19 protein-coding genes are annotated in these 25,953 nt (G+C 59.3%); 12 read left to right on the forward strand and 7 right to left on the reverse strand.

Translation table 11 applies throughout. The features are described from left to right. Window positions 1–25 precede the first annotated feature (25 nt). Window positions 26–1,606 (reverse strand): HlyD family secretion protein, encoded by a 1,581-nt coding sequence (locus ATU_RS14075; protein ID WP_230060536.1) that lies wholly within the window; start codon window positions 1,604–1,606, stop codon window positions 26–28. Window positions 1,607–1,906: 300 nt separating this feature from the next. Here ATU_RS14075 and ATU_RS14080 point away from each other — a divergent pair, with 300 nt between their 5' ends. Beyond that, a complete protein-coding gene (locus ATU_RS14080; RefSeq protein WP_006311961.1) occupies window positions 1,907–3,490 on the forward strand; it encodes a Na+/H+ antiporter in 1,584 nt (527 codons plus the stop codon). A gap of 282 nt (window positions 3,491–3,772) precedes the next feature. On the opposite strand, the gene ATU_RS14085 is transcribed toward ATU_RS14080, so the two are convergent. Next, window positions 3,773–5,737 carry an ABC transporter ATP-binding protein/permease gene (locus ATU_RS14085; protein WP_010972722.1) on the reverse strand — a complete coding sequence of 655 codons (1,965 nt, stop codon included), beginning with the start codon at window positions 5,735–5,737 and terminating at the stop codon, window positions 3,773–3,775. Window positions 5,738–5,989: 252 nt separating this feature from the next. On the opposite strand from ATU_RS14085, the gene ATU_RS14090 reads away from it, so the two are divergent. The 7 genes from ATU_RS14090 to ATU_RS14120 all read left to right on the forward strand — a co-directional run bounded on the left by ATU_RS14090 (window position 5,990) and on the right by ATU_RS14120 (window position 13,680). Beyond that, the gene (locus ATU_RS14090) at window positions 5,990–7,759 is read left to right on the forward strand and encodes a diguanylate cyclase (RefSeq protein ID WP_010972723.1); all 1,770 of its coding nucleotides are present in this window, start codon (window positions 5,990–5,992) and stop codon (window positions 7,757–7,759) included. A 238-nt stretch (window positions 7,760–7,997) separates the two neighbouring features. Then, entirely contained in the window at window positions 7,998–9,026 is a 1,029-nt protein-coding gene (locus ATU_RS14095; RefSeq protein WP_006311957.1) for a LacI family DNA-binding transcriptional regulator, read from the forward strand. Between the two features lie 32 nt (window positions 9,027–9,058). Beyond that, the gene (locus ATU_RS14100; protein WP_010972724.1) at window positions 9,059–10,012 is read left to right on the forward strand and encodes an ABC transporter substrate-binding protein; all 954 of its coding nucleotides are present in this window, start codon (window positions 9,059–9,061) and stop codon (window positions 10,010–10,012) included. After that, entirely contained in the window at window positions 10,009–10,812 is an 804-nt protein-coding gene (locus tag ATU_RS14105; RefSeq protein ID WP_006311955.1) for an ATP-binding cassette domain-containing protein, read from the forward strand. The genes ATU_RS14100 and ATU_RS14105 overlap by 4 nt, the downstream gene beginning before the upstream one ends. Then, complete coding sequence (locus ATU_RS14110) at window positions 10,809–11,813, forward strand: ABC transporter permease (protein ID WP_010972725.1); 1,005 nt, start codon at window positions 10,809–10,811, stop codon at window positions 11,811–11,813. The genes ATU_RS14105 and ATU_RS14110 overlap by 4 nt, the downstream gene beginning before the upstream one ends. Window positions 11,814–11,817: 4 nt before the next feature. Next, window positions 11,818–12,885, forward strand: coding sequence for a phosphotriesterase family protein (locus ATU_RS14115; RefSeq protein ID WP_010972726.1), 1,068 nt, complete (start codon window positions 11,818–11,820; stop codon window positions 12,883–12,885). Window positions 12,886–12,909: 24 nt separating this feature from the next. Next, entirely contained in the window at window positions 12,910–13,680 is a 771-nt protein-coding gene (locus ATU_RS14120; protein WP_010972727.1) for a glutamine amidotransferase, read from the forward strand. Between the two features lie 9 nt (window positions 13,681–13,689). Here the strand turns inward: ATU_RS14120 and ATU_RS14125 are convergent, their stop codons facing one another. After that, window positions 13,690–14,586 (reverse strand): ribokinase, encoded by an 897-nt coding sequence (locus ATU_RS14125; protein ID WP_010972728.1) that lies wholly within the window; start codon window positions 14,584–14,586, stop codon window positions 13,690–13,692. Between the two features lie 24 nt (window positions 14,587–14,610). On the opposite strand from ATU_RS14125, the gene ATU_RS14130 reads away from it, so the two are divergent. From ATU_RS14130 to ATU_RS14140, 3 genes are all read left to right on the forward strand, one after another. Further along, window positions 14,611–15,453, forward strand: coding sequence for a BtpA/SgcQ family protein (locus ATU_RS14130; RefSeq protein ID WP_010972729.1), 843 nt, complete (start codon window positions 14,611–14,613; stop codon window positions 15,451–15,453). Between the two features lie 14 nt (window positions 15,454–15,467). After that, window positions 15,468–16,709 (forward strand): Zn-dependent hydrolase, encoded by a 1,242-nt coding sequence (locus tag ATU_RS14135; RefSeq protein WP_010972730.1) that lies wholly within the window; start codon window positions 15,468–15,470, stop codon window positions 16,707–16,709. Between the two features lie 103 nt (window positions 16,710–16,812). Then, complete coding sequence (locus tag ATU_RS14140; protein WP_010972731.1) at window positions 16,813–17,298, forward strand: cupin domain-containing protein; 486 nt, start codon at window positions 16,813–16,815, stop codon at window positions 17,296–17,298. 473 nt (window positions 17,299–17,771) lie between these two features. On the opposite strand, the gene ATU_RS14145 is transcribed toward ATU_RS14140, so the two are convergent. The 3 genes from ATU_RS14145 to ATU_RS14155 all read right to left on the reverse strand — a co-directional run bounded on the left by ATU_RS14145 (window position 17,772) and on the right by ATU_RS14155 (window position 23,642). Next, window positions 17,772–21,761 (reverse strand): Pls/PosA family non-ribosomal peptide synthetase, encoded by a 3,990-nt coding sequence (locus tag ATU_RS14145; RefSeq protein ID WP_197541448.1) that lies wholly within the window; start codon window positions 21,759–21,761, stop codon window positions 17,772–17,774. Window positions 21,762–21,970: 209 nt separating this feature from the next. Next, complete coding sequence (locus tag ATU_RS14150) at window positions 21,971–22,663, reverse strand: aspartate/glutamate racemase family protein (RefSeq protein WP_010972733.1); 693 nt, start codon at window positions 22,661–22,663, stop codon at window positions 21,971–21,973. Between the two features lie 205 nt (window positions 22,664–22,868). Continuing rightward, entirely contained in the window at window positions 22,869–23,642 is a 774-nt protein-coding gene (locus ATU_RS14155) for an SDR family NAD(P)-dependent oxidoreductase (protein ID WP_006311944.1), read from the reverse strand. An 87-nt stretch (window positions 23,643–23,729) separates the two neighbouring features. Between ATU_RS14155 and ATU_RS14160 the strand changes: the two genes are divergently transcribed. After that, window positions 23,730–24,374 (forward strand): TetR/AcrR family transcriptional regulator, encoded by a 645-nt coding sequence (locus tag ATU_RS14160; RefSeq protein WP_010972734.1) that lies wholly within the window; start codon window positions 23,730–23,732, stop codon window positions 24,372–24,374. A 98-nt stretch (window positions 24,375–24,472) separates the two neighbouring features. Here the strand turns inward: ATU_RS14160 and ATU_RS14165 are convergent, their stop codons facing one another. After that, window positions 24,473–25,795, reverse strand: a complete 1,323-nt coding sequence (locus tag ATU_RS14165) for a solute carrier family 23 protein (protein ID WP_010972735.1) — start codon at window positions 25,793–25,795, stop codon at window positions 24,473–24,475. Window positions 25,796–25,953: the final 158 nt, after the last annotated feature.

Here is a 25,953-nt window from a genome sequence, read left to right on the forward strand (position 1 = left end):
AGGGCTCGCCCAATCCATGCGGGTGTCAGGATTGAGTTCGCGAAATCTTGGTCTGGGGAACGGGCCCGTTCGCGGCATGCCTTGTGTCATCCAGTTGACGGTTCGGCGCTGCAAGCTCCGGCAGCCGTCCCTGGCGCGGCTGTTCCATTCCCATATAGGCGAAGATCCTGTTCCGCGACGATTCAAGGAGCGCCATGGCTGCCTGCGTGACAGACGGAATCTCCTTCGCGGAGTTCTTCGCATATTGGAGGAGATCAGCGGACGCTTCGTGAACGTAGTTTCGCGTCCTGTCCAGCCATTCGTTTGGCAGGGTCACATTGACCCATGTGCCGACCGAGCAGGATTTCTGATGCGAAAGATCGGGCTGATCGGTACCATCCATGCGGATGAACGCATAAAGTTCGCGTCTCTCTGTTGGCGGAAATGGGACAGCGTAATCAAGATCCACCCGTTCAGTTGTGCGCGGCACCAACCTTTCCACCGTGCCACTGCTCTCCTGGGCCCAGCTCCCCGCATCGACCTTGACACGCGAGCCAACGGAGAGTGCCTGCGCCTGGCGCTCGGAGAAGATAGCGACAACAAACGCGTTGCGGCAATCGAGTGCCTCTGCAAGCGTGTCACCGGCGACAACTTCCCGCCCGGTCGCAGCCACAGGCTTGTAGAGCGTCGTTCCCGGCGGAATGGCGAGATCTGCATGCGTCAACCTGTCGATGCGCGAGGCCTCAGTCGTTGCCAGGGTCTCGAGTTCGCTTCTCCGTGTTTCAAGTGTGGTCATCTGCATCCGCACCTGCATCAGGTCAGCCGTTCTGGTGCGGATTTCCTGCTGGAGGTTCTGCAGCGATTGCAGATCGGATCCAATATAAATCCCCTGCCGCGCGAAGGTCATGTCCTTGTTCAGCTTGTTGACAGCGACACGCGCCGCCTTCAGTTTTGTATCTTCAAGTTGTATCGTATCGGCGATGTCTTCGCTTATGCCTTGAAAAACGCCCTTGTCGACGAGTTTTTGTTTGCGAGCCGCTTCGGCTTTTGCGATCCGCGTGGAATAGGTAACCATCTGCAAGGCCGCCTCTGCAGCCTCGAGATCGGACTCTGTCCGCAGCAGCAAAGCCGCCTGCTGGCTGGAAAGATCCCTGTTCAGGTCGTCGATCCGCGAGGCATAGTCCGAAACGATCGAGTTCTTCTGGCGCATCTCATTGTCAAGCGCCGCCAGTTGAACCTTCAGGCCGATCAGCGTTGTATTGTCCACCTTGTCGTTCTCGATGGTGGCACCGCCCCTGTCGTTCGATGTTTTCACAACGCCGCTGATCGGCGTCGTCAAGGGAATAATGGGGGCATTGATCAGAGCACGGCTCGTTTGAGAGGTGAATACAGGCGGAAACACGGAAGAAGAAAACACCGTCGCCACCACACCGAGAACAGTATAGGAGGCTAATCTTACGGATGCGCCTTTATATTTTGCGTCAGGCTTATTGCGGAACAGCATGAAATCAACTCCTCTGTTGTTGAGAAACCGTTCCTCCCGCAGTATTGAAATGGTGAATGAAGTTCTTGTGCGCCGCAACATAGTAAAAATTGCATTAACTAATTTTCCAATTTTGACCAACAAATAGGCATCTGACGATTTTGGGGACGCGAAAATTCATCGAAGAGAATTTGAAAGACGAAATTTCAATCGTTTCATATTAGAATTGCCTTTTAAATGGCGTGCTTGGAAAACACACCCTGGCTTCGCCATTTCGCATATGCAACTTATGGGGGCGACGGCATGCCGTCGCAAAGGCCTGCCGCCGGGTAGGTCAATTTCCAGACTGCAAGCGCGTTAGCGCCTCAAGTCGGTATGGAAGTGCCGTTGCTTTTTCCCAGAACTCGTCATTTGATGTCGGTCCAAGCTGGATTGGGGACACATATGGACGGCACGCATCTCTTCGAACTCGTGATTGCGATGTTTCTTGCCATTATCGTGCTGCATTATATTGCGCATCGCTTGGGACTGCCCCCTTCCGTGGCGCTGCTCGCAGGCGGGGGAACCTTGGCCTTCGTGCCTGGGCTGCCGACAATCTCCGTCAATCCGGAGTTGGTGTTGGTGATCTTCTTGCCGCCGCTGCTGCTGGATGGCGCGTGGTCCATCTCTGTTGACCGTTTGAAACGACACGTCTTCGGAATTGCGTCTCTGGCAATCGGTGCAGTGCTGTTCACAACCGTCATCGTCGCAGTTGTCGTGCACTTTCTGATGCCCTCATTGCCATGGGCTGCCTGCGCGGCCCTCGGCGCTATTGTCTCCCCTCCTGACGCGGTCTCGGCAAGGGCCGTGCTGGAGAGGATCAGGATACCCAGACGCCTCCAGATTCTGTTGGAGGGAGAAAGCCTTTTGAACGATGCCAGCGGGCTTGTGCTTTTTCGTTTTGCTGTCGCCGCCGCAGCGGGTGGGGTTTTCAGCACGGTGGATGCCCTTGGTGAATTCTTCTTCCTGGCCGTCGGTGGCGCCGCAGTGGGCGCGTTCGTTGGTCTCCTGTGGGTAAAAACCGTTCGCCATCTGGGCGACGAATATTTGATGATTGCCGCGACCGCTGTCCTGTCCTGGGCCGCGTATATTTTGGCAGAGCAGGCTCAGACATCAGGTGTGATTGCAACTGTTACCGCGGGATTGATTGCGTCCTGGCATCAGCACACCGTGTTATCTGCCGCAACACGAATGCGCGGCACGTCCTTCTGGAATGTCCTGGTCTTCCTGATGGAGGCCATGGTGTTCATTCTCATCGGATTATCCCTCCGCGATGTCGTTGAACGCGGCGGCGGCTTTGGCTCGATAGCCAGTTCAATGGCATTGCCTGCACTTGCCGTCCTTGTCACGCTGGTAGCGGCACGGTTCGTGTGGATATTCGCATCCGACTTGGTCATCAGGTTGTTTCACGGCCTGAAACTCGCCCACTCGAAGCCTCTTGGACCAGGAGCGGTTACCGCACTCGGTTGGGCTGGCATGCGCGGTGTTGTTACGCTGGCTCTTGCCCTGAGCCTTCCGGAAGATTTTCCTGGTCGCGATTTCATTCTGGTCATGGCTTTCGCCGTCATCATGGGAACCGTTCTCATACAGGGGACAACGCTCGGACGGATCATCGCATGGGCGGGGCTTGGAGGGATAGAACCGGAACGCGCGCCGATGACGATGAGTGAGGCCGAAGCATCCATGGCCCAGGTGCAATTCACGACTGTTCAAGGTCTTGCATACGACGAAAACGGCGAACTCATCCATCCGCAACTCCTCAAGAGGTATGAACATCGACTCGCGGCCAGTGTGAAATACGCTGAAAGCACCGAAAAATACTCACCGCTTCTGCATGCTCATTTTGATGTCGTGCTCAAGGCCGTTGCCGCCGGCAGGAAGGAACTCATACGTCTACGTCGTGAGGGACAGATCGATGACGAAACGCTCAGAGAGCTTGAGCATGATCTCGACCTCGAGGAACTGACTGCGATATCGGCCAAGGCGTGAATATTCGTCGGTTCCTGCGCGCTGACGGGGTAAAGGTCAAAATCAAAATCCACTCCCGCCAGGAACGCACAGGAATATGCAAATGGCGGATACTGACGCCCTGTCCGGCAAGGCGGCCTCCAAAAACTCCAACACCTTGCGATAGTCCGATTCTTGCCGGCATCCACACCGTTGCGGCACGACGATTGTGCTGCCCGCCTACCTCAGGCTTCCAAGCCTCGGAGAGCAGCGCACCTCTTGGACATCCCTTGCCGCACCGTACCTCCGACAAAACGAGGTCAGCTACCGCTTCGATCCATTCTTACGCTTGACCATTCTACGAAGCATCGAGCCCGCTCTTGCCTTCCGTGGAATGAGTTCGATGTCGCTGACCAGCTTCGCCCCGCCATCCCGGCGCTCCAGCGTGATTTTGCGGCTGTGGAACGCTTCCAGTTCGGCACGGTGCGCCACGCTGATAATCGTTGCATCGGGAAGTTCTTCGATCACCGTCTGCATCATCTTATCCTGACTTTTCTCGTCAAGAGCTGCCGTCGCCTCGTCCATGACGATGATATCGGGAGCGTTCAGCAACAGGCGCGCGAAGGTCAGCCGCTGTTTTTCTCCGCCGGACAATGTTTGGTCCCAGGGCGCCTCGTCCTCGATTTTTTCCTTGAGCTGACCAAGACCGACCTTGTCGAGCGCAGCGCCAATCTCTTCGGACGTCCAGCTTTCGGCGGGCTGCGGATAACAGACAGCGCGACGAAGCGTACCGGCCGGAATATATGGCCGTTGCGGCAGCATGAACAATCTACTGTCGGCGCGGAAGTTGACGCTTCCCCCACCCCAGGGCCAGAGACCGGAGATGGCCCGCACCAGCGTGCTCTTGCCGGAGCCGGATTCTCCAGCCACCAGCACTCTCTCTCCGGCGCCGATTTCGACGTCCGTCTCCTTGACGACCGCCGTGCCGTCACCCAGAGAAACGGAAACATCCTTGAGACTGAGTATTGTCTCCCCTTCCGTCTCGCCGCGCACTATCCTGCCGACCGTATCGCTTTTTTCAGCCCGTTCGAGGCCATCGAGCGACATCATCAGCGAGGCAACACGCCGGGCGCAGGCATTCCAGTCGGCGAGACGCGGATAGTTGTCGACCAGCCAGCCAAACGCGGACTGGACAATCGTGAAAGCGGAAGCGGCCTGCATGACCTGACCAAGCGACATGCTTCCATCGAGAAACTTGGGTGCGCACAGGAGAAGCGGTACGACGGGCGCGATCAGCATCGAGCCGTTCGAGACGACCGTCGTTCGCATGTACTGTTGCGCCATGAGACGCCATTGCCGTCGGACATTGCCGAACCTCTTGTCGAGATCGCTTCGTTCTTCCTCCTCGCCGCCAAGCAGGGCGATACTCTCACCATTTTCCCTGACGCGCGTGAGCGTATAGCGGAATTCCGCCTCGACCTGGTTTTTGACTTCGGAAACCTTGACGAAATTGCGCGCGATGAAGGCGATGGACGTGGAGGTAATGGCGGCATAGATCACTGCCGCAATGACAAGGAAGCCGGGGATCGTGACGCCGGCCCCGCCGATCGAAACAGTCAACGCGCCGCCGATCGTCCACAGGACAACGATGAAGGTGGAGGCAGACACGAAGGCCGCGATGACACCGGACACAAAGTCCACCGGTGCTTCCGTCGCAATCCGCATATCCTCCGAGAGCCGTGCTTCGGGATTTTGGTGGTCACCATCAATCAGGTTCAGCTGATAATAACGGCCATTTGCAATCCACCTGCCAACGAGTGCCTTCGTGAGCCAGGAACGCCAGCGCCGCTGAATACGCATTCTCACATAAACCTGTGAGGTGACGATGAAGACGCTACCGAGGACCAGCGGGGGGAAAATCGAGGCGAGAAAATAAACCGTCGACGCGTCCCGCTTCTCGATAGCGTCGAAAATGCCGCGATTCCAGATATTGATGCCATACTGAAAGCCGACATTTATACCGATCATCACCAATAGTCCGAGCGTGAACGGCCATGCCAACGCATCGCCGCGCCGGCTCCAGAAGCCGCGAGCGCTGATCCAGAAGCGTTTCAGCAGGTATTTCCTGCGAACCTCTTCCGCCTGCTCCGGGGTCAAGTCCGAAGCGGGTTCCATCTCCTCCGGCGGAGGCGGCTCATCGGTGTCAGGAGCATCCTGTTGAGATGCGGTTTGGGTGCCAGTCTCGTCGGCACCAACGACCGGTTTCGGTCCTGCGTCTTTGTCACTCATGGGCGCTAAACGAACGATGCGTTGAAAGGTTTCACGGTTTCGTGATGCCGCATGAAATATAGTGCCGGTGTTGCGCAGAGCTTTTCATAGGCCTCCAGATCCGCGACTTTCTGGTTTCGCCGCGACAGATCAAATCGATGGTTAACCGCTTGCTGATTTCCCGTTTGACGATATGTCCTAGAACAACGAGACTCTGGAATTGGACCCGCCGCTGAGGTTTGTACGACCACGCGGCAAGCAGACGGCGCCATCATGCGACTTAGTACCATCACGAACCTGGCCTATGCTGTGACCCTGATACTCACGACGGTATCGGCGACCACTTTCATTCTGTCAGCCAGAAGCGCCTCTCAAGAGAGGGCGGCAATCCAGGATCATCTCGACATCAGCGATCTTGCCGAGGAACTGGCAATCATCGCGGATGAGCGCACCGAGGAAGCGCGACTTTACGTCATGCGCGGCGACGAGCAGCATCTTGCAAAATTCTACGTCGACGAAGATCAGGAAAAGCACCTCGAAAACACCTTGGATAAACTCGCTGCACACGGTGTTTCGCCGCAAGAGGCGACATCCTTCGAGGAAATAAGAAAAAGCGCCGACGTCCTCGACAGGATGGAGCGCGAGGCCATCGGTTTTTATCGCTCCAGCCGCCAGAGCGAAGCACAACAGGTCTTGTTCGGCGATGAGTATTACCGACTGCACAGGGGCCTGCTGGATACCGTCGAGACGCTGAGAGAAACACTTGCGACCCGCACGCAGGCAACTGTGGACCAGGCCAAAAGCCGAAGCGATTTCTACGGATCGATCGCCAAGGTGATGCTCGCCCTGACCGCGTTGATGTTTCTGGCCGTGCTCTATTTCGTCCTCAGCAGACGCGTTGCGGCACCGCTCATCAGGATGAGCAATATCGTCATGCGCCTTGCGCGGCAGGACTACAGTATCGACGTGCCCGACGAAGGACGTCGGGACGAGATTGGGGAAATGAACCAGGCGATCAGGATTTTCCGCAGCAACGGGCTGGAAAGGGATCGGCTTGACGCAGAACACCGCCGGAACCAGCGCATCAAGGATCTGATCCTGCAGATGATGCATCGCATTCAGGCATGTCAGAATCAGGACGAACTGTCCGACGTCGTTTCGAAATTCATGCCGCAGATTTTCCCCGCTATTGCCGGCCGCCTGCTTGTGCTCAAGGAAAACAGTTCGCTTCTCCAATCGACCGGACAATGGTCCGACCCTTCGTTCTCCGCCCCGGAATTTTTGATCGACGATTGCTGGGCTCTGCGTCGTGGACGTCCCCACGTCAGCAACCAGGACGGCGACGATGTCGTCTGCCATCACCTTCAGGGGAGTTTCGGAACCGGCCTGTGCATACCGCTGACGGCTTTGGGCGAAACCGTCGGCTTGCTTTATCTCGAAATTCCAAAGAAGACCGACACGCTGGAGACAGAGCGTCTGTATCTGGAACTCCTTGCCGAAAATATCGGCCTTGCCGTCGCAAACCTCCAGCTCCGTCAGCGGCTGGTTGGCATGGCAAGGCAGGACGCCTTGACCGGCCTGCTAAACCGCCGGTCACTTGACGAGGCGTTGAACCGGCACATTGAGAAGCCAACCGGTTCGCTTGCCTGTCTGATGCTGGACATCGACCATTTCAAGCGCTTCAATGATCGCTTCGGCCATGATGCCGGTGATGCGGTGATGCAATATGTCGCCCAGGTGCTTTCCGAGGCGACCAGCGATCAGGGTACGCTGTTTCGGTTCGGCGGCGAGGAATTCACCGTGCTGATGCCAGATGCAGGCATTGAGGATGCGACCAAGCTTGCGGAGAAACTCCGGCACGCCGTAGAACGGGCGCCCTTCACCTACAGAGGCCGCCTGCTCGACCCGGTAACCATATCCATCGGCATCGCAACCGCACCGGGCGCAGGGACCGTGAGCAGCGTCCTGGAAAGGGCGGACGCCGCGTTGTTAAGCGCCAAACAGACCGGCCGGAACAAATGGGTATCGTCCGATTCCATGTGAATCGAAGGCATTAATCGCGATTTATTTCGCCGCTTCCCGCTGGCTGCGGTCTCCGGAGAAGAGGCTTGCCGTCAGCCGGCAGGCGCTGGGTTTCCGACGGTAGAACGCAAATCTCGAAAAATGACATTGACAGCCCAGCGTTTTTACATTTCCTTGTAAACCGGTTTAGTAAATCGCTTTACAAAGCCGGTAGAGGTCGAGAAGGCCCGGATTGAGTGGAACAGAAAGCGGAAGTTCAATGGCGCGTAACCATGCGACCAGTCTCAAAGATGTTGCCCAGGCGGCAGGGGTTTCCGTCGCGACCGTATCGCGTCTGTTGAACGGCACGCTGGAGCTGCCCTCGGAAACGAAGACGCGGATCGAGACCGCCATTCGTGAGCTCAATTACGTTCCCAATCCCCACGCCCGGCGCTTGAGCCGGGGCCGCTCGGATACGATCGGCCTGGTCGTTCCCGACATTGGCAACCCGTTTTTCGGAATGCTGGTCGCGGCCGTGGAAGAAGAAGCCGACAGGCGCGGCCTTGCCCTGTCGCTGTTTGCGACGCTGAACCGCAAGGGCCGCGAATTGTCGTATCTGAGATTGCTCGCCCGCAATCACGTCGATGGTCTCGTCTTCATCACCAACCATCCCAATACCGATGAACTGGCGGAACTGATCAATACCACCGGCAAGGTCGTGGTCGTCGATGAAGACGTTCCCGGCGCAACCGTTCCAAAACTCTTCTGCGACAATGAACAGGGCGGCCGCCTGGCAGGCGCGCATCTGGCAGAGCATGGACACAGCCGGGTTCTTTATGTCGGCGGCCCGGAGGACATGATCAGTACCGAACGCCGTTTTCGCGGAATGACATCCGCCCTTGCCGAACGAAAGTGCGAGGCAGAGCTTTCGATTACAAGATATTGTGGCGCCTACACCGTGGAATTCGGCAGGGCCGCTGCTCGCAGGTTTCTTGACGAGGGCCGGCCGGCGACGGCGGTATTTGCGAGTTCGGACGAAATCGCCATCGGTTTCGTCGAAGTGCTGCGGTCTGAAGGCGTGCGTATCCCGCAGGATGTCTCGATGATCGGTTTCGACGACGTCGGGCCGCTGCATCTGTTTGCCCCGCCGCTCACCGCCATTCGCCAGCCGGTCAGTGCAATCGGCCAACGCGCTTTGTCGCTTCTGCTTGAAACCAACTGGGATGAGGGCGCTCCACCGCTGTCGGAGGAGCTGCTACCCGTCGAAATCGTCGTGCGTGAATCCGTTGCGCCGCCCGCGATCAAATAAAAAGCAACGAAACCAACAGAGGAAGAACGATAATGCCAAATTTCAAACGTCGATATTTCTCCGCCGCTCTCGCCGCAACCGTCCTTGCCGGCGCGACTTTATCCGCTGGTCTGGTCCAGGCTGCCGAAAAGACCATTGCCCTGGTGCAGATCAACCAGCAGGCGCTGTTTTTCAACCAGATGAACGAAGGAGCGGAAAAGGCCGCTAAGGAAGCCGGCGTCAAGCTGGTGATCTTTAACGCCAACAACGATCCCGCAGCCCAGAACAGCGCCATCGAAACCTACATCCAGCAGAAGGTTGACGGCATCGCCGTGGTCGCCATCGATGTCAACGGCATCATGCCGGCCGTAAAACAGGCCGCCGCCGCCAATATTCCCGTCGTCGCGATTGACGCCATCCTGCCGGAGGGTCCGCAGAAGGCGCAGATCGGCGTGGATAACGGCAAAGCCGGCGCCGACATGGGAAAATTTTTCCTCGACTACGTGAAGTCCGATATGGGCGGCAAGGCCAAGATCGGCGTCGTTGGTGCGCTGAACTCCTTCATCCAGAACATCCGCCAGAAGGGTTTTGAAGACACGATCAAGGACAAGACCGGTATCACGACGGCTGGTGTCGTCGATGGCCAGAACGTTCAGGACACTGCACTGTCGGCAGCGGAAAACCTGATCACCGGCAATCCAGATATGACGGCAATTTATGCCACGGGTGAGCCGGCTCTTCTCGGAGCGGTTGCCGCCGTTGAAAGCCAGAGCAAGCAGAAAGACATCAAGGTGTTTGGCTGGGATCTGACCAAACAGGCGATCACCGGCATTGATGCGGGTTATGTCGCAGGCGTCATCCAGCAGGATCCTGCCGAGATGGGTGCAGCCGCAGTCAAGGCGCTCAAGACGGTCGCCGATGGCGGCACCGTCGAAAAGACCATCGCCGTGCCGGTCACCATCGTCACCAAGGCCAATGTCGAACCTTACCGCGCGGTTTTCAAATGATTGCCGCCGGACAGCCCACAGGCGCTGTCGACGGCGCCGGGGGAGATGTTCTCTCCCGGCAGCCCGATCGTGAAGCGCGTATCTCACTGCGTAATATCCGCAAGACATTCGGCTCGCATCAGGCGCTACGCGGCGTCGATCTCGATATCTTTCCCGGCGAATGCCTCGGCCTCGTCGGGGACAATGCGGCCGGTAAATCAACCCTCACCAAGGTGATCTCCGGAACCTACATCCCGGACGACGGCACGATCACCATGGAAGGCGAAGCCATTCGCTTTTCAGGCCCTGCCGATGCCCGCAACCGCAACATCGAGATGGTTTTCCAGGACCTCAGCCTCTGCGACCATATCGATGTCGTGGGTAATCTCTTTCTCGGGCGCGAGATTACCAAGGGTCCGTTTCTCGACCGGCCAACCATGCTTTCGGAAGCCCGCAAGATGCTGGATGCGCTGGAAATCCGCATTCCGCGTCTCACCTCCAAGGTGGAGAAACTGTCCGGTGGCCAGCGGCAGGCAATTGCCATTGCGCGGGCGGCCTCCTTCAATCCGAAGGTTCTGATCATGGACGAGCCGACATCGGCGCTTGCCGTGGCTGAAGTGGAAGCCGTGCTCTCGCTTATCAATCGAGTCAAGGCAAAGGGCGTGTCAGTCATCCTCATCACCCACCGCCTTCAGGATCTCTTCCGTGTCTGCGACCGCATCGCCGTCATGTATGAGGGCACCAAGGTGGCGGAGCGCCAGATCAACGACACCAGCCTCGAGGATCTCGTGCGGCTGATCGTGGGAGGGCAACGTCATTGACCGTCTATACCGAACGCGCCAAAGGCTCGCCGCTCTCGGATTTCTTCGCCGAGAATGCACAGGTGCTTTCCATCGCAGCCTTTTTTGCCCTCTGCATGGTGTTCTTCTCCGTGACCACGGATACGTTTCTGACGGCCGGCAATCTTCTGAACGTCGTCCGTCAGGCCGCACCGATCCTGATCGTCTCCGTCGCGATGACATTCGTCATCATCACGGGCGGTATCGATCTGTCTGTCGGCTCGATGGTCGCCCTGATCAACGCCGTTGGCGCCATCCTGCTCGCGGCCGGTTACCCCTGGCCGCTGGTTGTCGTTGCCATGCTGGTGCTCGGCGGCGGGCTTGGCCTGGTGCAGGGCTGGTTCATTGCCTATCAAGGTATTCCGGCCTTCATCGTCACGCTTGCCGGTCTCTCCATCCTGCGCGGTGTCGCCCTCTACATCACACAGGGATATTCCGTTCCGATACCGGATGCGCCGGGGTTCTTTTACCTCGGCAGGGGTGATTTTCTCGGTATGCCCGTCCCTGCCCTGATCGGCGTCGTCGTTACCGTGATCGCCTATATCGTTCTTTCGAGCACCCGCTATGGTCGTCGTGTCGTCGCGGTCGGCTCCAATCCGGAAGCGGCGCGCCGCGTGGGAATGCCCGCCAAATGGATTCTCGCCTCGGTCTATCTGGCCGCAGGCGTGGCTTCAGCCATTGCCGGGCTCATGATTGCGGCGCGGCTGGGGTCAGGATCGTCGAATGCGGCAGTCGGGTTCGAGCTTCAGGTGGTGGCGGCCGTGGTTCTGGGCGGCACGTCGCTGATGGGCGGACGCGGCACCATTCTTGGCACGGTACTGGGCACCATGACCATCGCCGTTATCGGCAACGGTCTTATCCTCATGCACATCTCTCCCTTCTTCACCCAGATCGTGACGGGCGCCATCATCCTTGCCGCAATCTGGCTCAACACACGCATCTTCACCGCGAACTTCCGCCTTGGCGTGAAGAGAAAGGGCTGATGCGATGACCACGGAACTGTCTGAAGGACATATCCGGTCGGGAAAGATCATGACCGTGCGTGGCCCGATCGCTACGGATCAACTCGGCGTCACGCTGATGCACGAGCACATCCTCAACGATTGCCGTTGCTGGTGGAACGCCCCCAAGACAGCGGAGAGGCAATATCTTGCCGAAGGTTTCGTCTGCATGGAAATCATCGGCGAGCTACGCCAGGATCCCTTCGTCAACAAGCACAATATCACGCTGGATGACGAACCGCTGGCGATTGCGGAACTGAAGGATTTCGTCGCTGCCGGTGGACAGACGGTTGTGGAGCCGACCTGCCAGGGTATCGGCAGAAATCCGCTGGCGATGCGACGGATTTCACAAGCGACCGGGCTCAACATCGTCATGGGAGCGGGTTATTACCTTGCGTCCTCCCACCCCGAAAAGGTGGCCGGGCTGACGGTCGATGCCATCGCCGACGAGATCGTGCAGGAGGCGCGACACGGCGTCGATGGCACCGATGTCCGCATCGGTCTGATAGGCGAAATTGGGGTATCGGCGGATTTCACGGCTGCGGAGGAAAAGTCCCTTCGCGGGGCTGCGCAGGCGCATGTGCGCACCGGCCTGCCCCTGATGGTTCATCTGCCGGGATGGCTTCGGCTGGGACACCGGGTTCTCGACGTCGTCGCGGAGGAAGGTGCGGATCTGAACCATACCGTTCTTTGCCACATGAACCCGTCCCATGCCGACATTGCCTACCAGAGCGAACTTGCAGGCCGCGGCGCCTTTATCGAATATGACATGATCGGCATGGATTTTTTCTATGCCGACCAGCAGGTGCAGTGCCCCAGCGACGAGGACGCTGCCCGTTCTATCGTCACGCTGGTGGAAGGCGGTTACCTCGACCGCATTCTGCTTTCCCACGACGTCTTCCTGAAAATGATGCTGACGCGATATGGCGGCAATGGCTACGCCTATATTCTCAAGCACTTCCTGCCGCGCCTGAAACGGCATGGGCTCGACGACGTCACTCTTCAAACCCTTATGCGGGATAATCCGCGCTCGGTCTTCCAGGCGAAGACCTGACGAACCTATGGAAACGGAAAGATCATGACAAAAAAAGTGCTTCTCGTCGGTGAAAGCTGGGTCAGTTCCGCCACCCACTACAAGGGCTTCGATCAATTTGGCAGCGTCACCTTTCACCTGGGCGCAGAGCCGCTGGTGAAGGCACTCGAGGGCAGCGAATACGAGCTGACTTATATGACTGCCCATGATGCGGTGGAGAAGTTTCCCTTCGAGATGGCAGGGCTCGATGCCTATGACGCCATCATCCTCTCGGATATCGGTTCGAACTCGCTCCTGTTGCCGCCGGCCGTCTGGCTGCACTCGAAAACCGTGCCGAACCGGTTGAAGCTCATCAAGGCATGGGTGGAAAAGGGTGGCGGCCTGCTGATGGTTGGTGGCTATTTCTCCTTCCAGGGCATCGACGGCAAGGCGCGCTGGCGCCGCACGCCGGTGGAAGATACGCTTCCCGTTACCTGCCTTCCATGGGACGACCGCGTGGAAATTCCGGAAGGCTCGACAGCCGATATTCTGAAACCAGACCATCCGACCGTCGCAGGCCTTTCCGGCGAGTGGCCGCTCCTGCTCGGTGTCAACGAGGTCGAGGTGCGTGATCGCACCGATGTCGAAGTGGTTGCCCGGCTGCCGGAAGATCAGGGCTCCCATCCGCTGCTCGTGACCGGAGGTTTTGGCCAGGGCCGAACGGCAGCATGGACGTCCGATATTGGTCCGCACTGGCTCTCACCCGCCTTCTGCGAATGGGATGGGTACGGGCGCCTGTGGAAGAACATTCTCGGCTGGCTGACGGAAAAGCCGTGATCGACAGGCTCAGGCCCGCAGAATGGCCATCATCTCCTCATGGCTGGGAAAGGCATCCTGCGTGCCACGGCGGCCGACGGTGATGGCTGCCGCTCTCGAAGCATCCTCCAGCGCGCGCGCATCGATAGCGACGCCGCGACGTATGGCGGAGGCAAGCGCAACACCCGTAAAGCAATCGCCGGCACCCGTGGTATCGACGATTGTAGCGGGCGCTGCCGCGACCTCGATTGCACCATTGGCAGACACGAGCACGCAGCCCTGTCCGCCGAGTGTGATGATGACGAGGCCGACGCCGGCACGCAGCAGAAAAGCGCCCGCCCCGGCGCCGCTCTCACCGGTCAGCGCCTCTGCCTCGATGCGATTGAGGACGGCGATGTCGATGAGCGGCAGAATGCTTGCAAACCACGGCTGCAGCGGTGAAGGATTGAAGGCCGTCGTCAGCCCCTTCGATCTCGCCGCATTGAGGATGACGAGGGTTGTCTCTTCCGAGAGATTGCCCTGCAGGATGACGAGGTCGCCGGAGACAGTGTCGCCAAGTGCGTCCAGGGCTGCGTCTCTATCAAGCGCTGCGGCTGCGGACCGGGTGGTGATGATCGAGTTTTCACCGTCAGGGGTCGTCAGAATGATGGAAATATCGCTGGTGGCGCTATCAACGGGAATGAGCTTTGGTGTCAGATGCTCGCGGGTGAGCGATTTACCGATCGCAATGGCGCGGTCATCCGTGCCGACGGCGGCGACCAAGGTGGTTTCGACGCCGCACCGTGCAAGAACAATGGCCTGGTTGCAGCCTTTGCCACCGAGACTGCGCGAGGCCTGCTCGCCGAAGATTGAAGCGCCTGCCTGAGGCAGTGCGGCAATGGAATAGGTTTCATCAAGTGCGATATTGCCGATAACAAAGGCGCGCATGGAGAACTTTCGAAAGGGACTGAAATGCAGACCATATCCGACAACGCGGCCAATGCTATCCAGGAAATTTTCGGTCGCAGCAAGGCGCTGATCGGCATGATCCATTGCCCGGCGTTTCCGGGAGCGCCGCGTTATCGCAACGCGAGCATGGACGCCATCTATGATGCCTGCATGCGCGATGCCGAGCGCCTCATCGAAGGCGGCATGCACGGCCTGATCGTCGAAAACCACGGAGACGTGCCCTTCTCCAAGCCAGATGATATCGGGCCCGAAACGTCAGCCTTCATGAGCGTGGTGACCGACCGCATCGTTCGCACCGCCGGTGTGCCTGTCGGCATCAACGTGCTGGCGAATGCTCCCATCCCGGCCTTCGCCATCGCCAAGGCGGGCGGGGCAAAGTTCATCCGCGTCAACCAATGGGCCAATGCCTATGTGGCCAATGAGGGCTTTATGGAAGGGCGCGCGGCCGAGGCGATGCGCTACCGCTCGCTGCTGAGGGCAGAGCATATCAAGGTTTTCGCCGACAGCCACGTCAAACACGGAGCCCATGCCATCACGGCGGATCGCAGCATCGATGAACTGACGCGCGACCTTGCCTTCTTCGATGCCGACGGCGTCATCGCAACGGGACAGCGCACCGGCAACAGTGCATCCCTGGAGGAGATCGAGGAAATCGGTGCAGCGACACATCTGCCGCTGCTTGTCGGCTCGGGTGTCAATGAAGGCAACATCGTCGAGATCCTCAAACGGACCAGCGGTGTTATCGTCGCTTCTTCACTCAAGGAGGGTGGCGTCTGGTGGAACCCGGTCGAACTGGCGCGGGTACGCTCTTTTGTTGCCGCAGCCCGCCCCGGCCTCGAAGCCTGAAGGGGGAGACAACCATGGCAGAATTTTCGATCAACGGTGAAAGACTGCTGGCAAATCTGGACCGGTTTGCAGCGATCGGAGCAACCGAAAAGGGTGGCGTCAACCGGCAGGCGCTCACTGAACTGGATCGCGAGGCAAGACGGCTGCTGGCGAAACTTGCGATCGACAGAGGATTTTCGGTATTCCAGGATCCCGTCGCCAATCTCTTCATTCGCCGGAACGGCCGCGACGAAACACGTGCACCGCTTCTGATCGGCAGCCACCTTGACAGCCAGCCCGCCGGCGGGCGGTTTGACGGCGCGCTCGGGACGCTTTGCGCATTCGAGGTGCTGGAAACGCTCGATGATTTCGGGATCGAGACGGAACGTCCGGTCGAGGTCGTCGCCTTCACCAACGAGGAAGGTTGCCGTTTCGCCCCGGGCTGCATGGGATCAATGGCTTTCGCCTCCGGAACGATACCACAAGAGTGGCAGAAGCTACTTGCCACAGATAACGGAGCCGATTTTGCGGGAGAACTTTCCGCAACCCTGGAAAGCCTGCCGGAAGCCACGATGCGCGATCTCGGTTTTCCGGTGTTTGCCTATATCGAGGTGCACATCGAGCAGGGCCCTTCCCTTGAGAAACGGGGAGTTCCAATTGGAATAGTGACGGGCATACAGGGCACACGCTGGCTGGAGGTATCGATCACCGGCCAGACCGCTCATGCGGGCACGACGGCACTGATGTATCGACGCGATCCGTTTCACGCGGCGGTTAACGCGCTTGGATCGCTGTTTCCCGCCATGATGCCCTCCGATCCGGCCGCCCGTTTCACGGTGGGGCGAATGGCTTTACAACCCGCTGCGGTCAACGCCATTCCGCAGACCGCGGTTTTTACCGTCGATATCAGGCACCCCTCTTCCGAAACGCTTGACGCAATGGAAAATAAAATTCGCGCGGTCACCCAGGCGGCTGCGAGGGACCAAAATTGTGAAGCGACGATCACACAGATCTTCGATATGCCGCCGGCGAATTTCCCGGAGGATATTCTCGCGACCTTGGATAACGCCGCACAGGATCGGGGTTTGGCAACGCAACGAATGCTATCCGGTGCGTTCCACGACGCCCTCTTCATGAATCGCGTTGCGCCGTCGGCCATGATTTTCGTGCCCTGTCGCGATGGCCTCAGTCACAATGAGGCCGAGTACGTCGAACCCGAACACAGCATGGCGGGATGCAACATGCTTTTGGCCTCAACGCTTCAAGTTCTCCAGTAGATCACGCACGGCCATCCCGTTTTGAATGGCGAGCGGTAGCAGGCCCGCTAATGTTGCGATACTCTGCCCCTCCGGGCCATTCAAACCACATAACGAGACAGGTATGAGAACCGAAACACACATCTTCGATGCCGGTGATCAAATTCCCAATAACCAGTCATTTCCAGTCATCATCTATCGGCAGGTCAATTCGCAACCGGACACAGCCGCGTTCGAGGCGTTGTTTTCCCGCAACGGCTGGACAGGGATCTGGCGCAACGGCGTATTCGACTACCACCATTACCACAGCGGCGCGCATGAGGTTCTCGGCGTCGGGCGTGGTCAGGCAACATTGCAGATCGGCGGGGCTGACGGACAGGCCCTGGAGGTCACTCAGGGAGACTGTCTGATTTTACCGGCAGGCACCGGTCATATGAGGCTGAAATCCTCCGCGGATTTTCAGGTCGTGGGCGCATATCCGCCCGGGCAGCAGGCTGACATTCAGACCTCAGCACCAACAGAAGAGATGCGCGCGCGAATAAAGTCCCTGCCCAAGCCCGAGACCGATCCAGTAAACGGTGTATCAGGCGGTCTGGTCGAACTGTGGTAACCCGTTGTCTGCCGCCCAATAGATCTCCGCTGGCAAAACGCGTGGTCGGGGCAGCGCCGTGCGTGGGAGCGCGAGACAGCTAGAACTTGCCCAACTGGCGCTCTATCGATTTATGCATGTCCTAAGAAGAGTTCAGGAAGCTCACTTTTTATGGCCTTCACGCGAAATACGGGATCGGCAAAAGCTGCATCATCGCGCTTTCCTCCGGGCCGTGGATAGTTCGGTGATCTAGGGACTATTGGCATTCCGGTTTCGAGCCTCAAGTCTTGTTCGGCTCTGCGGCTCGGGGACGCCTGCCGTTTGAGGATCAGCTGGGCTGGGAGCGCTGAAGGACAGGCTGATCAAAAAAGGCGGCCCGACCGGTGTCCTTTCGCGCATGGCCTGCTGCACGCGAGGCGCACGCGCCAGACCACTGCCGCGTCACCCGTTTTTGCATTCAGGCCTTCAGAGCCTGAACACCAGGGCGGCCTCGCTCATGCATTGCGCACGAGTTGCGCCGGAGAGCCTTCCCACGATGTTCCGGCCGGCAGCGTCTCGCCTTTCATGACCACGGAAAGATCGCCAAGCTGGGCGTCCTCCCCGATTTCGGCATCGTAGAGCACGATGGCATAGGAGCCGATCACGGCGCGGTCACCGACCGTCACGCCGCTCACTTTCATGACGCGGTCTTCAAACAGGTGGGTTTGCAGACCGGAGAATTCATTGAGCGCCACTTCGTCGCCAATTCGCACCAGATCATGTTCGGTAATGTCAGTCGTGTCGATAAAGCAGTCACGGCCGATCTTGCAGCCCAGAAGGCGAAGAAAAAACGCCAGCCAGGGCGTGCCCCGCAGCGGTTGCAGCAGGTTCGGCACCGCCAGGTTTTCATAGGTCGCCGTCACCAGTTCCGTTCGCCAGACGAAGGTGCTCCAGAGCGGCTTTGTCGTCGGTTTATACCGCCCCATCACCAGCCATTTGAGCGCAACGACGCTGAGGCCGCAGGCGAGCGCAAAGCCAATGTAAAGGAAGGGGAAAATCACGGCGATCAGCAAGTGGCTGTCGTCATAATCCTGGATATCGCCCACAACAGAGAAAAGCAGGCTAAAAAATGCCAGAAACAATGTCAGCGGCAGGATCACCCGGATGGCCTCGATGGCCAGCCGCATCGCGACAAGGCGCGGCCGCGGATTAAAGCGCGCGCCCTCATCGAACAGGCCGACGGCTTGCCGCACGGGCAGCGAAATCGGCGGGGAACCGAACCAGGTTCCGTCCGGCTGCTCGGCACCGCCATCTGCTGGCGGCTTGGAAAGCACACCGATCAGGACGCCGTCGGCAATGGTTGCACCTGTTGGCAACACGGCCGAGTTGCCGATGAAGGACCGTCGCCCGATCCGGGTATGCGCCAGCTCGATAATGCCCGGCTCATGGCGCGCCGCACCGAAGACAACCGCGTCCGCAATGAAGCTTTCCGGCCCGATATCGACGAGATCGGGCACGATTTTCGCAGCCGTCGAGATTTCGGCGCGCTTGCCGATCCGCACGCCGAGCGCACGATACCAGGGGATGACGTAGAGCGTCGCGTAGATCGGATGAAGCAGCGCCAGCGCCAGATCGGTCACCTGCTGGACGAACCAGAACCGCAGATAGAACCAGCTATGGATCGAATATCGCCCGGGCCGGACCGGCCCGAGGATCAGGCGTTTGGCGGCAACGGTCAAAACACACATCAGGATGATGTAGGTAAGCGCGAGGAACGGCGAAATCAGCAGGTAGGAATAACCATCGGTATTCCAGTCGATTTCGATCATCGCGATCAGACCCGGCGCAATCGGCAGGATCGCGACCAGAGGAAGAATGACCGCAGCGATGAACAGTCCGAAGCCAACCAGCAGACGACGCAGAAAGCCCGCCTCCCCGTCCCGCTGGGCGATACGCCCGGTTGCGATGCACTTGGCGGGAGAGCCGCTCCAGCTTTCCCCTGAAGGGATCGACTGGTTCATAGGCAGGGAAGAGAGATCGTCAAGCGCGGCCGCATCACCAATCGCGCTGTTGCGTCCAACCACCGACATGGTGCCGATGAAAGCGCTGTTGCCGATCCTGACCGAGCCGATGCGCAGCAGACCCCGCTCAACCGAACTGGTCGCCAGCATGGCATAATCGCTGACGATGGCGTCATCGCCGATGGTGACGAGATCGGCGGTATCGATGCTGACCGTGCCGATAAAGGCGCGACGACCGATCCGGGCGCCCAGCAGCCGGTAATAAAAACGGATCATCGGCGTGCCGCTGAGATAAGGCGTGGCGATGATGTCGGAGAGGCGCCGCACCAGCCACCAGCGCAGATAATAGCTGCCCCATAATGGATAATCGCCGGGCTTGTAGCGGCCGATGATCAGCCATTTGACGATAATGGCGAACACCATTCCCAATGGCGGAATGAAAACGAAGCTGAGGCCGCCGAGAAGGAGGGCGGAGACACGACCAAAATCTTCGACCAGATAGGTATAGGCGAGGTAGGGGAAGAACCACTGCAATCCCGCCACCGCATAGATCGGCACCAGAGCGATCGTCTGGAGCGCCCAGCACAGGCGTTTCTGGAATTCGCTGACGCGGTGGAAAGGTTCCAGCACCGCCGTATCTGCCGTCACGCGGTCGCGCAGCCGTTCGGCAAGCCGCCGGATCGTGGGTGCGGCATAGAGATCCTGAATGGAAACGCCGGAAAGGCCCGACGATTTGCGGATTGCCGAGGCGAGACGGGCAGCCTTCAGCGAATGGCCACCGAGATCCTCGAACAGATCGTCTTCCACCGAAACTTTCTGCGGTGCGAAAGCCTCGGACCAGATGGCATGGAGCTGGATTTCAAGCGGCGTTTCGGGCGCGACGGTTTCCCGATCCGTGACGGCAACGACGACCGGCCGCTGCAGCGCCTTTCGATCCACCTTGCCGGAGGCCGGCAGGGTCGGCAGGGCGTCCAGCACCTGATAAACGACCGGCCGCATATAGTTCGGCAGACGATCATTCACCCGTTTCCGGGCGGCTTCCATGTCGATTGCGGCGTTGCCGCGCGCAACAAGGAATGCAGCCAGCAGTTCCGATCCGTCATTATCGCGGAAAAGATGGACGACGGCCTGCGCGACCGACGCATCTTCGGCAATGACCGCTTCGATTTCCGCGAGTTCGACGCGAAAACCGCGGATTTTCACCTGCGTATCGATGCGCCCCATGAACTCGATGTCGCCGACCGCATCGAGACGCACGAGGTCCCCAGAGCGATAAATCCGGGCAGGAAGCCCGTCCGGGCCATAAAACGGCGTGTTGACGAACTTGTCCGCGGTGAGATCGGGACGGTTCACATAACCGCCGCTGAGACCGGGGCCGCCGATGACAAGTTCACCTTCAGCGCCGGCAGCGACCGGCCAAAGTTTTTCGTCGACGATCCAGGCCGTATATCCCGGCAGGGGCCGGCCGATGGTGACACGCCGGCCGGGCTGCACCTCGGTCCAGGTGGCCGTCACAGTCGTCTCGGTCGGTCCATAGGTGTTGAGAATCCGAAGCCCCGGTCGCGCCCAGCGCTCGACGAGATCAGGCGGACATGCCTCTCCGCCCAGGTTGACGATGCGGAGCGTGGGTATTTCCGCCTCAACGAGGGTGAAGAGCGACGGCACCACATGCCAGACGGTAACGCTTTCAGCCGCCAGAGTGATACCCACATCAGGCCCCGCCTTATGCAGCGCCTCAGTGGCGACGAGCAACTCCGCACCGGCGGAAAAAGCACTCCACATCGTCTCGATCGACATGTCGAAGGCGATGCTGAAGCCGCCGAAAACCCTGTCGCTTTCTTCAATGGCGAGGATCGCCCCTTCGGAGCGCAGGAAATGGCAGGCGCTGCGGTGGGAAATCATCACGCCCTTCGGGCGACCGGTAGTTCCCGACGTGTAGATGATATAGGCGAGGTCATCGGGAGACGCGCCGCTTTCGGCGCGGGTGATCGGCACGGCATCCTGGGCGGCCAGATCACCGAGCGTCTCGTTGACCACAAGCGTTGTTACCCGCATGCCGCCGGCCCGTTCCGCATCCGTGACGATGAGGGTGGCACCGCTATCCTCGGCAATGAAATCGATCCGATCCTGCGGATAGCTCCAGTCAACCGGCACATAACAGGCGCCGGCCCAGAGGGTGCCGAGGATGGCCATATATTGATCAAGGCCGCGCGGCAGGCAGATGACGACGCGATCCCCCCGCTGAACCCCCATCGCGCGAAGCTGGCGGGCAAACCGGGTGGCACGCTCGGCCAGCTGCGCGTAGCTGAGCCGGGTGCGGCGGCTGTTTTCGGGATCGTGGCCAAGCAGCCTGACGGCGCATTTGGCCTGAAATCGTTTGGCTGTCTGCTCGAATATTTCGTGCAGCATCTCGTCGCGGGCGTAAGGCTCATCCTCTCGGACTGGTAGCGACGGAGCAATCGGCGCGAATACTGTAGGTTCCAACTGCCTTTCGGCGGTCACATTGCGATCCATAGGGGCACCAGGCATGTAAAAGTGATGCCCCTATACATGATTTGGAATTGCGCCGAAAGGAGGGGCAATCAGGCACCGGGAGCTGTCATTTTGCGGTGACGCGGGACTAGCTCGGCGGCCATTCACGGCGGACGGGCCGGCCTCTCCGAATTCGGATCGGCGAGACGAGCACCATGCCCTCAGGTTGCCAGAGCAAGATCGATAGCCGCCTCGCAATGAATGAGCGTGGTATCGAAGACGGGGACCGAAACATTGTTTTGATTGAGGAGCATACCGACTTCGGTACAGCCGAGAATCATGCAATCGGCGCCCGCATCGACCAGTCGACGGGCGACATCTTCATAGGTCGAACGGCTTTCATCCCGGATAATTTCCCTGCAGAGTTCGTCGTAGATGATGCGGTGCACCGTCCTGCGGTCGTCAGCGTCTGGAAGGACGGGGTGGAGCGACGCCGCAACCAGCCTGTCCTTGTAGAAGCTCTGCTCCATGGTGAAGGCAGTTGCTATCAGGCCCGGCCGGCTGAGCCCTGCGCTTAATATACGATCAGCGGTAGCGTCAGCGATATGCAGCAGTGGAATATCGACACCCTCCATCATGTCCCGGGCGAGCTTGTGCATCGTGTTGGTCGCAAGCAGGATGAAGTCCGCGCCGCCCCGCTGCAGGGCTTTAGCTTCGGCGTTCAATATGGCTGCGGCGGCACCCCATTCGCCGCGCGCCTGCAATGTCTCGATCTTCGCAAAATCAAGCGAGCGGATCAAAAGCTCGGGGGAATGAAGGCCGCCAAGGCGATCACGGGTGATCTCGCAGAGCTTGCGATAATAGATCTGCGTCGATGCGGCCGACATGCCGCCGAGAATTCCGATAGTTTTCATCTGCTGATCATCAATGCGTTTAGGTGGAATAGGAGACGGACGCCCGGTTGAACTGTCGCAACATTCTGGCACAGGCCGAGTGCGGGTCTCAAGCCCACATATCAAAGCAACCGAGCAGCCATGGCTCACGGTGACCTTTCGTCATTCCACAAGCCGCGAAGTGCCCCGAACATTGTGCTGTGCGGGGCCACCTGATGACCTTAAATCAAATCCGCGCACCACCCGTCGCGTCAATCATCTGCCCGGTCGTCCAGCGGGCATCATCGGAGGCGAGGAACGTAATGACGTCAGCGATGTCCTCGGCGCGGCCGATCCGTGAGAAGACCGACAGGGCTTCGGCACCGGCACGCGCTTCAGGCGCTGCCAGCCATCCGGCGTTCATGTCGGTTTCAGTCACGCCCGGAAGCACCGAATTAACAGTAATTCCGCGCCGGCCGAATTCCGGTGCAAGCGCCAGCGTCAATGTTTCAAGCGCCCCCTTGGAAGCGGCATAAGCCGGATGGGTCGGTGCCGCGATGCGGGTGAAACCGGTCGAGATATTGATGATACGGCCATTGTCGCGGAGATGATCGGCGACAGCCTGGATGAGGAAGAAGGGCGCTTTGAAGTTGATCGTCATCAACTCGTCGAACGCGGCCTCGGTCATGTCTTTCAACGGTGTCGCCGGCGCGATGCCCGCATTATTGACGAGAATGTCGAGCGATGGCGTGCCGGTGAAAGCGATGGACGCTTGCTTGAACTGATCCCACAGGTTGTCTGTTGCCGCTTTCCCATCGCGTAGATCGGCCTTGAGGGCGATCGCCTTCGAGCCGAGGGCTTCGATCTCGCGGATCGTCGCCTGCGCGGCATCGGGGTTTGCGCCATAATGGACGCCGATAAGACCTGCGCCCTCCTTGGCAAATGCCAGGGCGGCGGCACGGCCGATGCCCCTTGAACTTCCCGTTATGAGGGCGACTTTGTTCGACAGTTTCTGAGACATGGATCTCTCCGTTGCGATTTAACTAGCGATCGATATAATAAAAGCCGAACATGATCTGTCAACATTTTTATAGTGATCGATATAATAATGACTGAAACGACGCGAAAACGCGGCAGGCCGCGCCTGCTCGATCGGAATACCGGGCTCGACATCGCGGCCCGGCTGTTCTGGGAGCGGGGATATGAGGGAACCTCGATAGCGGATCTCACCCATGCGATGGGGATCACGCCGCCATCTCTTTATGCGACCTTCGGTTCGAAGGAAGAACTGTTCCGGCTGGCGCTCGATCATCATATCGCGCAACAAAGCGAGCGCCGTGCCGGACTATTGCAGGCGAAAATACCGGCCCACGAGGCGCTTGCCGCGTACCTTTACGATATTGCAGAAGGCGACACCCAGCCGGACAAGCCGCGCGGATGCATCGTTTCGACCGCCGTTCTCCAGCATTCGGAAGAAAACGCCTCCGTCGCCCGTGCCACGGCAGCATTGCGCGAGGGGGCGATACAGATTCTCAAGGCGCGGTTCGATCGCGCCATCCATGACGGTGAGCTACCGGAACAAACCGATACGGACACCCTTGCGCGCTTTTATGGCGCAATTATTCAGGGCATGTCTGCCCAGGCTTGCGACGGTGCATGTACGGAGACATTAAAGGCCGTCGTCGACGTGGCGCTGATGGCGTGGCCGGGAAAGCAAGGCGCTAGCGGCCGATGGAGCGGCCTCAACAAGTGATCCTTGTTGAGGCCTCGTTTCACATGGCTGCTAGTGATCCCCAATAGTCCTGATTACGCGCCCATGCTTTCCATACCTATCGCCTGGGCTGCTCAGCGTCACCTGCCCTGCGCCGGTCTGCCGAGACCCAAAAGGTGGTAAAACGCAATCGCGCCGATTGTCGCCGTGCCGATGCCATCCAGCGTGAAACCGGCGACATTGAGCTTGAAATTGCCGGCGCCCAGAACCAGCGCGATGCCCACGGTGATGAGGTTGCGCGGTTCGGAGAAATCGACCTTGTTTTCCACCCAGATGCGCCCTGCGGTCGCCGCGATCAGGCCGAAGACCACAACCGACAGGCCGCCGATGACGGGTCCCGGTATCGTCTGGATGAGGGCGCCAAATTTCGGTGAGAAGCCGAGGATGATGGCAACCAGTGCTGCGACGATGAAGACGAGCGTCGAGAAGATACGGGTGATCGCCATCACGCCCATGTTTTCGGCATAGGTCGTCATGCCGGTGCCGCCGAAGGCGCCGGAAAAGATCGTCGCGATGCCGTCACCAATAAAGGCACGGCCGAGATAGGGGTCGAGATTACGGCCGGTCATCGCGCCGATCGCCTTGATATGCCCGAGATTTTCCGCCACCAGAATGACGACGACCGGGGCGATCAGGGCAATCGCCGGTGCGGAAAACACCGGCGTGGTGAAGGCCGGCAATCCGAACCAGGCTGCGGCCGCAACACCTGCAAAATCAACGGGCTTGCCGAGACCGAAACCGTTTGCGAGCACGAGATAGGCGAGATAGGCAATCGCGCCGCCGAGAAGAATGGGCAGCCGGCGCGTCATGCCGGGCGCATAGACCGCGATCGCACCGACCGACGTCACCGTCAAAATCGCAATCCAGCGCGACAACTGGTCGCCATCGGGATTACCCGGCCCTGTGCCGGAGGCGCTTGCGATCGCGATTGGTGCCAGCACGAGACCGATTGCGGCGACGATCGCGCCGGTTAGAACCGGCGGCATCAGCTTTTCGATCCAGTTATGGCCGACAATCATGACGATGACGCCAATCAGCGCATAAAGCACGCCGGCCGCGATGATGCCGCCGAGTGCCAGCGCGATATCAGGGCTGGCCGCACCCGCAGCCGCCCCCGTTGCCACCAGCACGGGACCGATAAAAGCGAAGGACGAGCCGAGATAACTCGGCACACGCCCACCGACGGCGATGAAGAAGATCAGCGTCGAGATGCCTGAAAACAGGATGGAGACGTTGGGATCGAAACCCATGATCAGCGGCGCCAGCACTGTAGAACCGAACATGGCCACGACATGCTGCAGGCCAAGCACGGCGGTCTGCCCGGCGGGCAGCCGCTCATCCGGCATGATGCGCCCTTCGGTTTTCAGCCGCCAGCGAGGAAAATAACCACCGGTATCGCTCATCGTCGTCCCCCCAGGAAATGCCCGGCATGCATCTTCCGGGCTTTCCCATCCCGGTTCATCGCCGTGCAAAAAAATCTGCTCTTTGTGATTTGCGCCCGTCGCCCGAGACCGAATCGGTTGCCGGCGCATCTTTTCCCGGTTAGCGCGATTGCCCGCCG

It is taken from the genome of Agrobacterium fabrum str. C58 (assembly GCF_000092025.1).
Taxonomy (GTDB): Bacteria; Pseudomonadota; Alphaproteobacteria; order Rhizobiales; family Rhizobiaceae; genus Agrobacterium; species Agrobacterium fabrum.

What these genes read in the sequence shown, in the direction of transcription:
- ATU_RS14080 (WP_006311961.1), top strand. Translation starts at nt 1,907, where the DNA reads ATGGACGGCACGCATCTCTTCGAACTCGTGATTGCGATGTTTCTTGCC.
- ATU_RS14085 (WP_010972722.1), bottom strand. Translation starts at nt 5,737, where the DNA reads ATGAGTGACAAAGACGCAGGACCGAAACCGGTCGTTGGTGCCGACGAG.
- ATU_RS14090 (WP_010972723.1), top strand. Translation starts at nt 5,990, where the DNA reads ATGCGACTTAGTACCATCACGAACCTGGCCTATGCTGTGACCCTGATA.
- ATU_RS14095 (WP_006311957.1), top strand. Translation starts at nt 7,998, where the DNA reads ATGGCGCGTAACCATGCGACCAGTCTCAAAGATGTTGCCCAGGCGGCA.
- ATU_RS14100 (WP_010972724.1), top strand. Translation starts at nt 9,059, where the DNA reads ATGCCAAATTTCAAACGTCGATATTTCTCCGCCGCTCTCGCCGCAACC.
- ATU_RS14105 (WP_006311955.1), top strand. Translation starts at nt 10,009, where the DNA reads ATGATTGCCGCCGGACAGCCCACAGGCGCTGTCGACGGCGCCGGGGGA.
- ATU_RS14115 (WP_010972726.1), top strand. Translation starts at nt 11,818, where the DNA reads ATGACCACGGAACTGTCTGAAGGACATATCCGGTCGGGAAAGATCATG.
- ATU_RS14120 (WP_010972727.1), top strand. Translation starts at nt 12,910, where the DNA reads ATGACAAAAAAAGTGCTTCTCGTCGGTGAAAGCTGGGTCAGTTCCGCC.
- ATU_RS14125 (WP_010972728.1), bottom strand. Translation starts at nt 14,586, where the DNA reads ATGCGCGCCTTTGTTATCGGCAATATCGCACTTGATGAAACCTATTCC.
- ATU_RS14130 (WP_010972729.1), top strand. Translation starts at nt 14,611, where the DNA reads ATGCAGACCATATCCGACAACGCGGCCAATGCTATCCAGGAAATTTTC.
- ATU_RS14135 (WP_010972730.1), top strand. Translation starts at nt 15,468, where the DNA reads ATGGCAGAATTTTCGATCAACGGTGAAAGACTGCTGGCAAATCTGGAC.
- ATU_RS14140 (WP_010972731.1), top strand. Translation starts at nt 16,813, where the DNA reads ATGAGAACCGAAACACACATCTTCGATGCCGGTGATCAAATTCCCAAT.
- ATU_RS14150 (WP_010972733.1), bottom strand. Translation starts at nt 22,663, where the DNA reads ATGAAAACTATCGGAATTCTCGGCGGCATGTCGGCCGCATCGACGCAG.
- ATU_RS14155 (WP_006311944.1), bottom strand. Translation starts at nt 23,642, where the DNA reads ATGTCTCAGAAACTGTCGAACAAAGTCGCCCTCATAACGGGAAGTTCA.
- ATU_RS14160 (WP_010972734.1), top strand. Translation starts at nt 23,730, where the DNA reads ATGACTGAAACGACGCGAAAACGCGGCAGGCCGCGCCTGCTCGATCGG.
- ATU_RS14165 (WP_010972735.1), bottom strand. Translation starts at nt 25,795, where the DNA reads ATGAGCGATACCGGTGGTTATTTTCCTCGCTGGCGGCTGAAAACCGAA.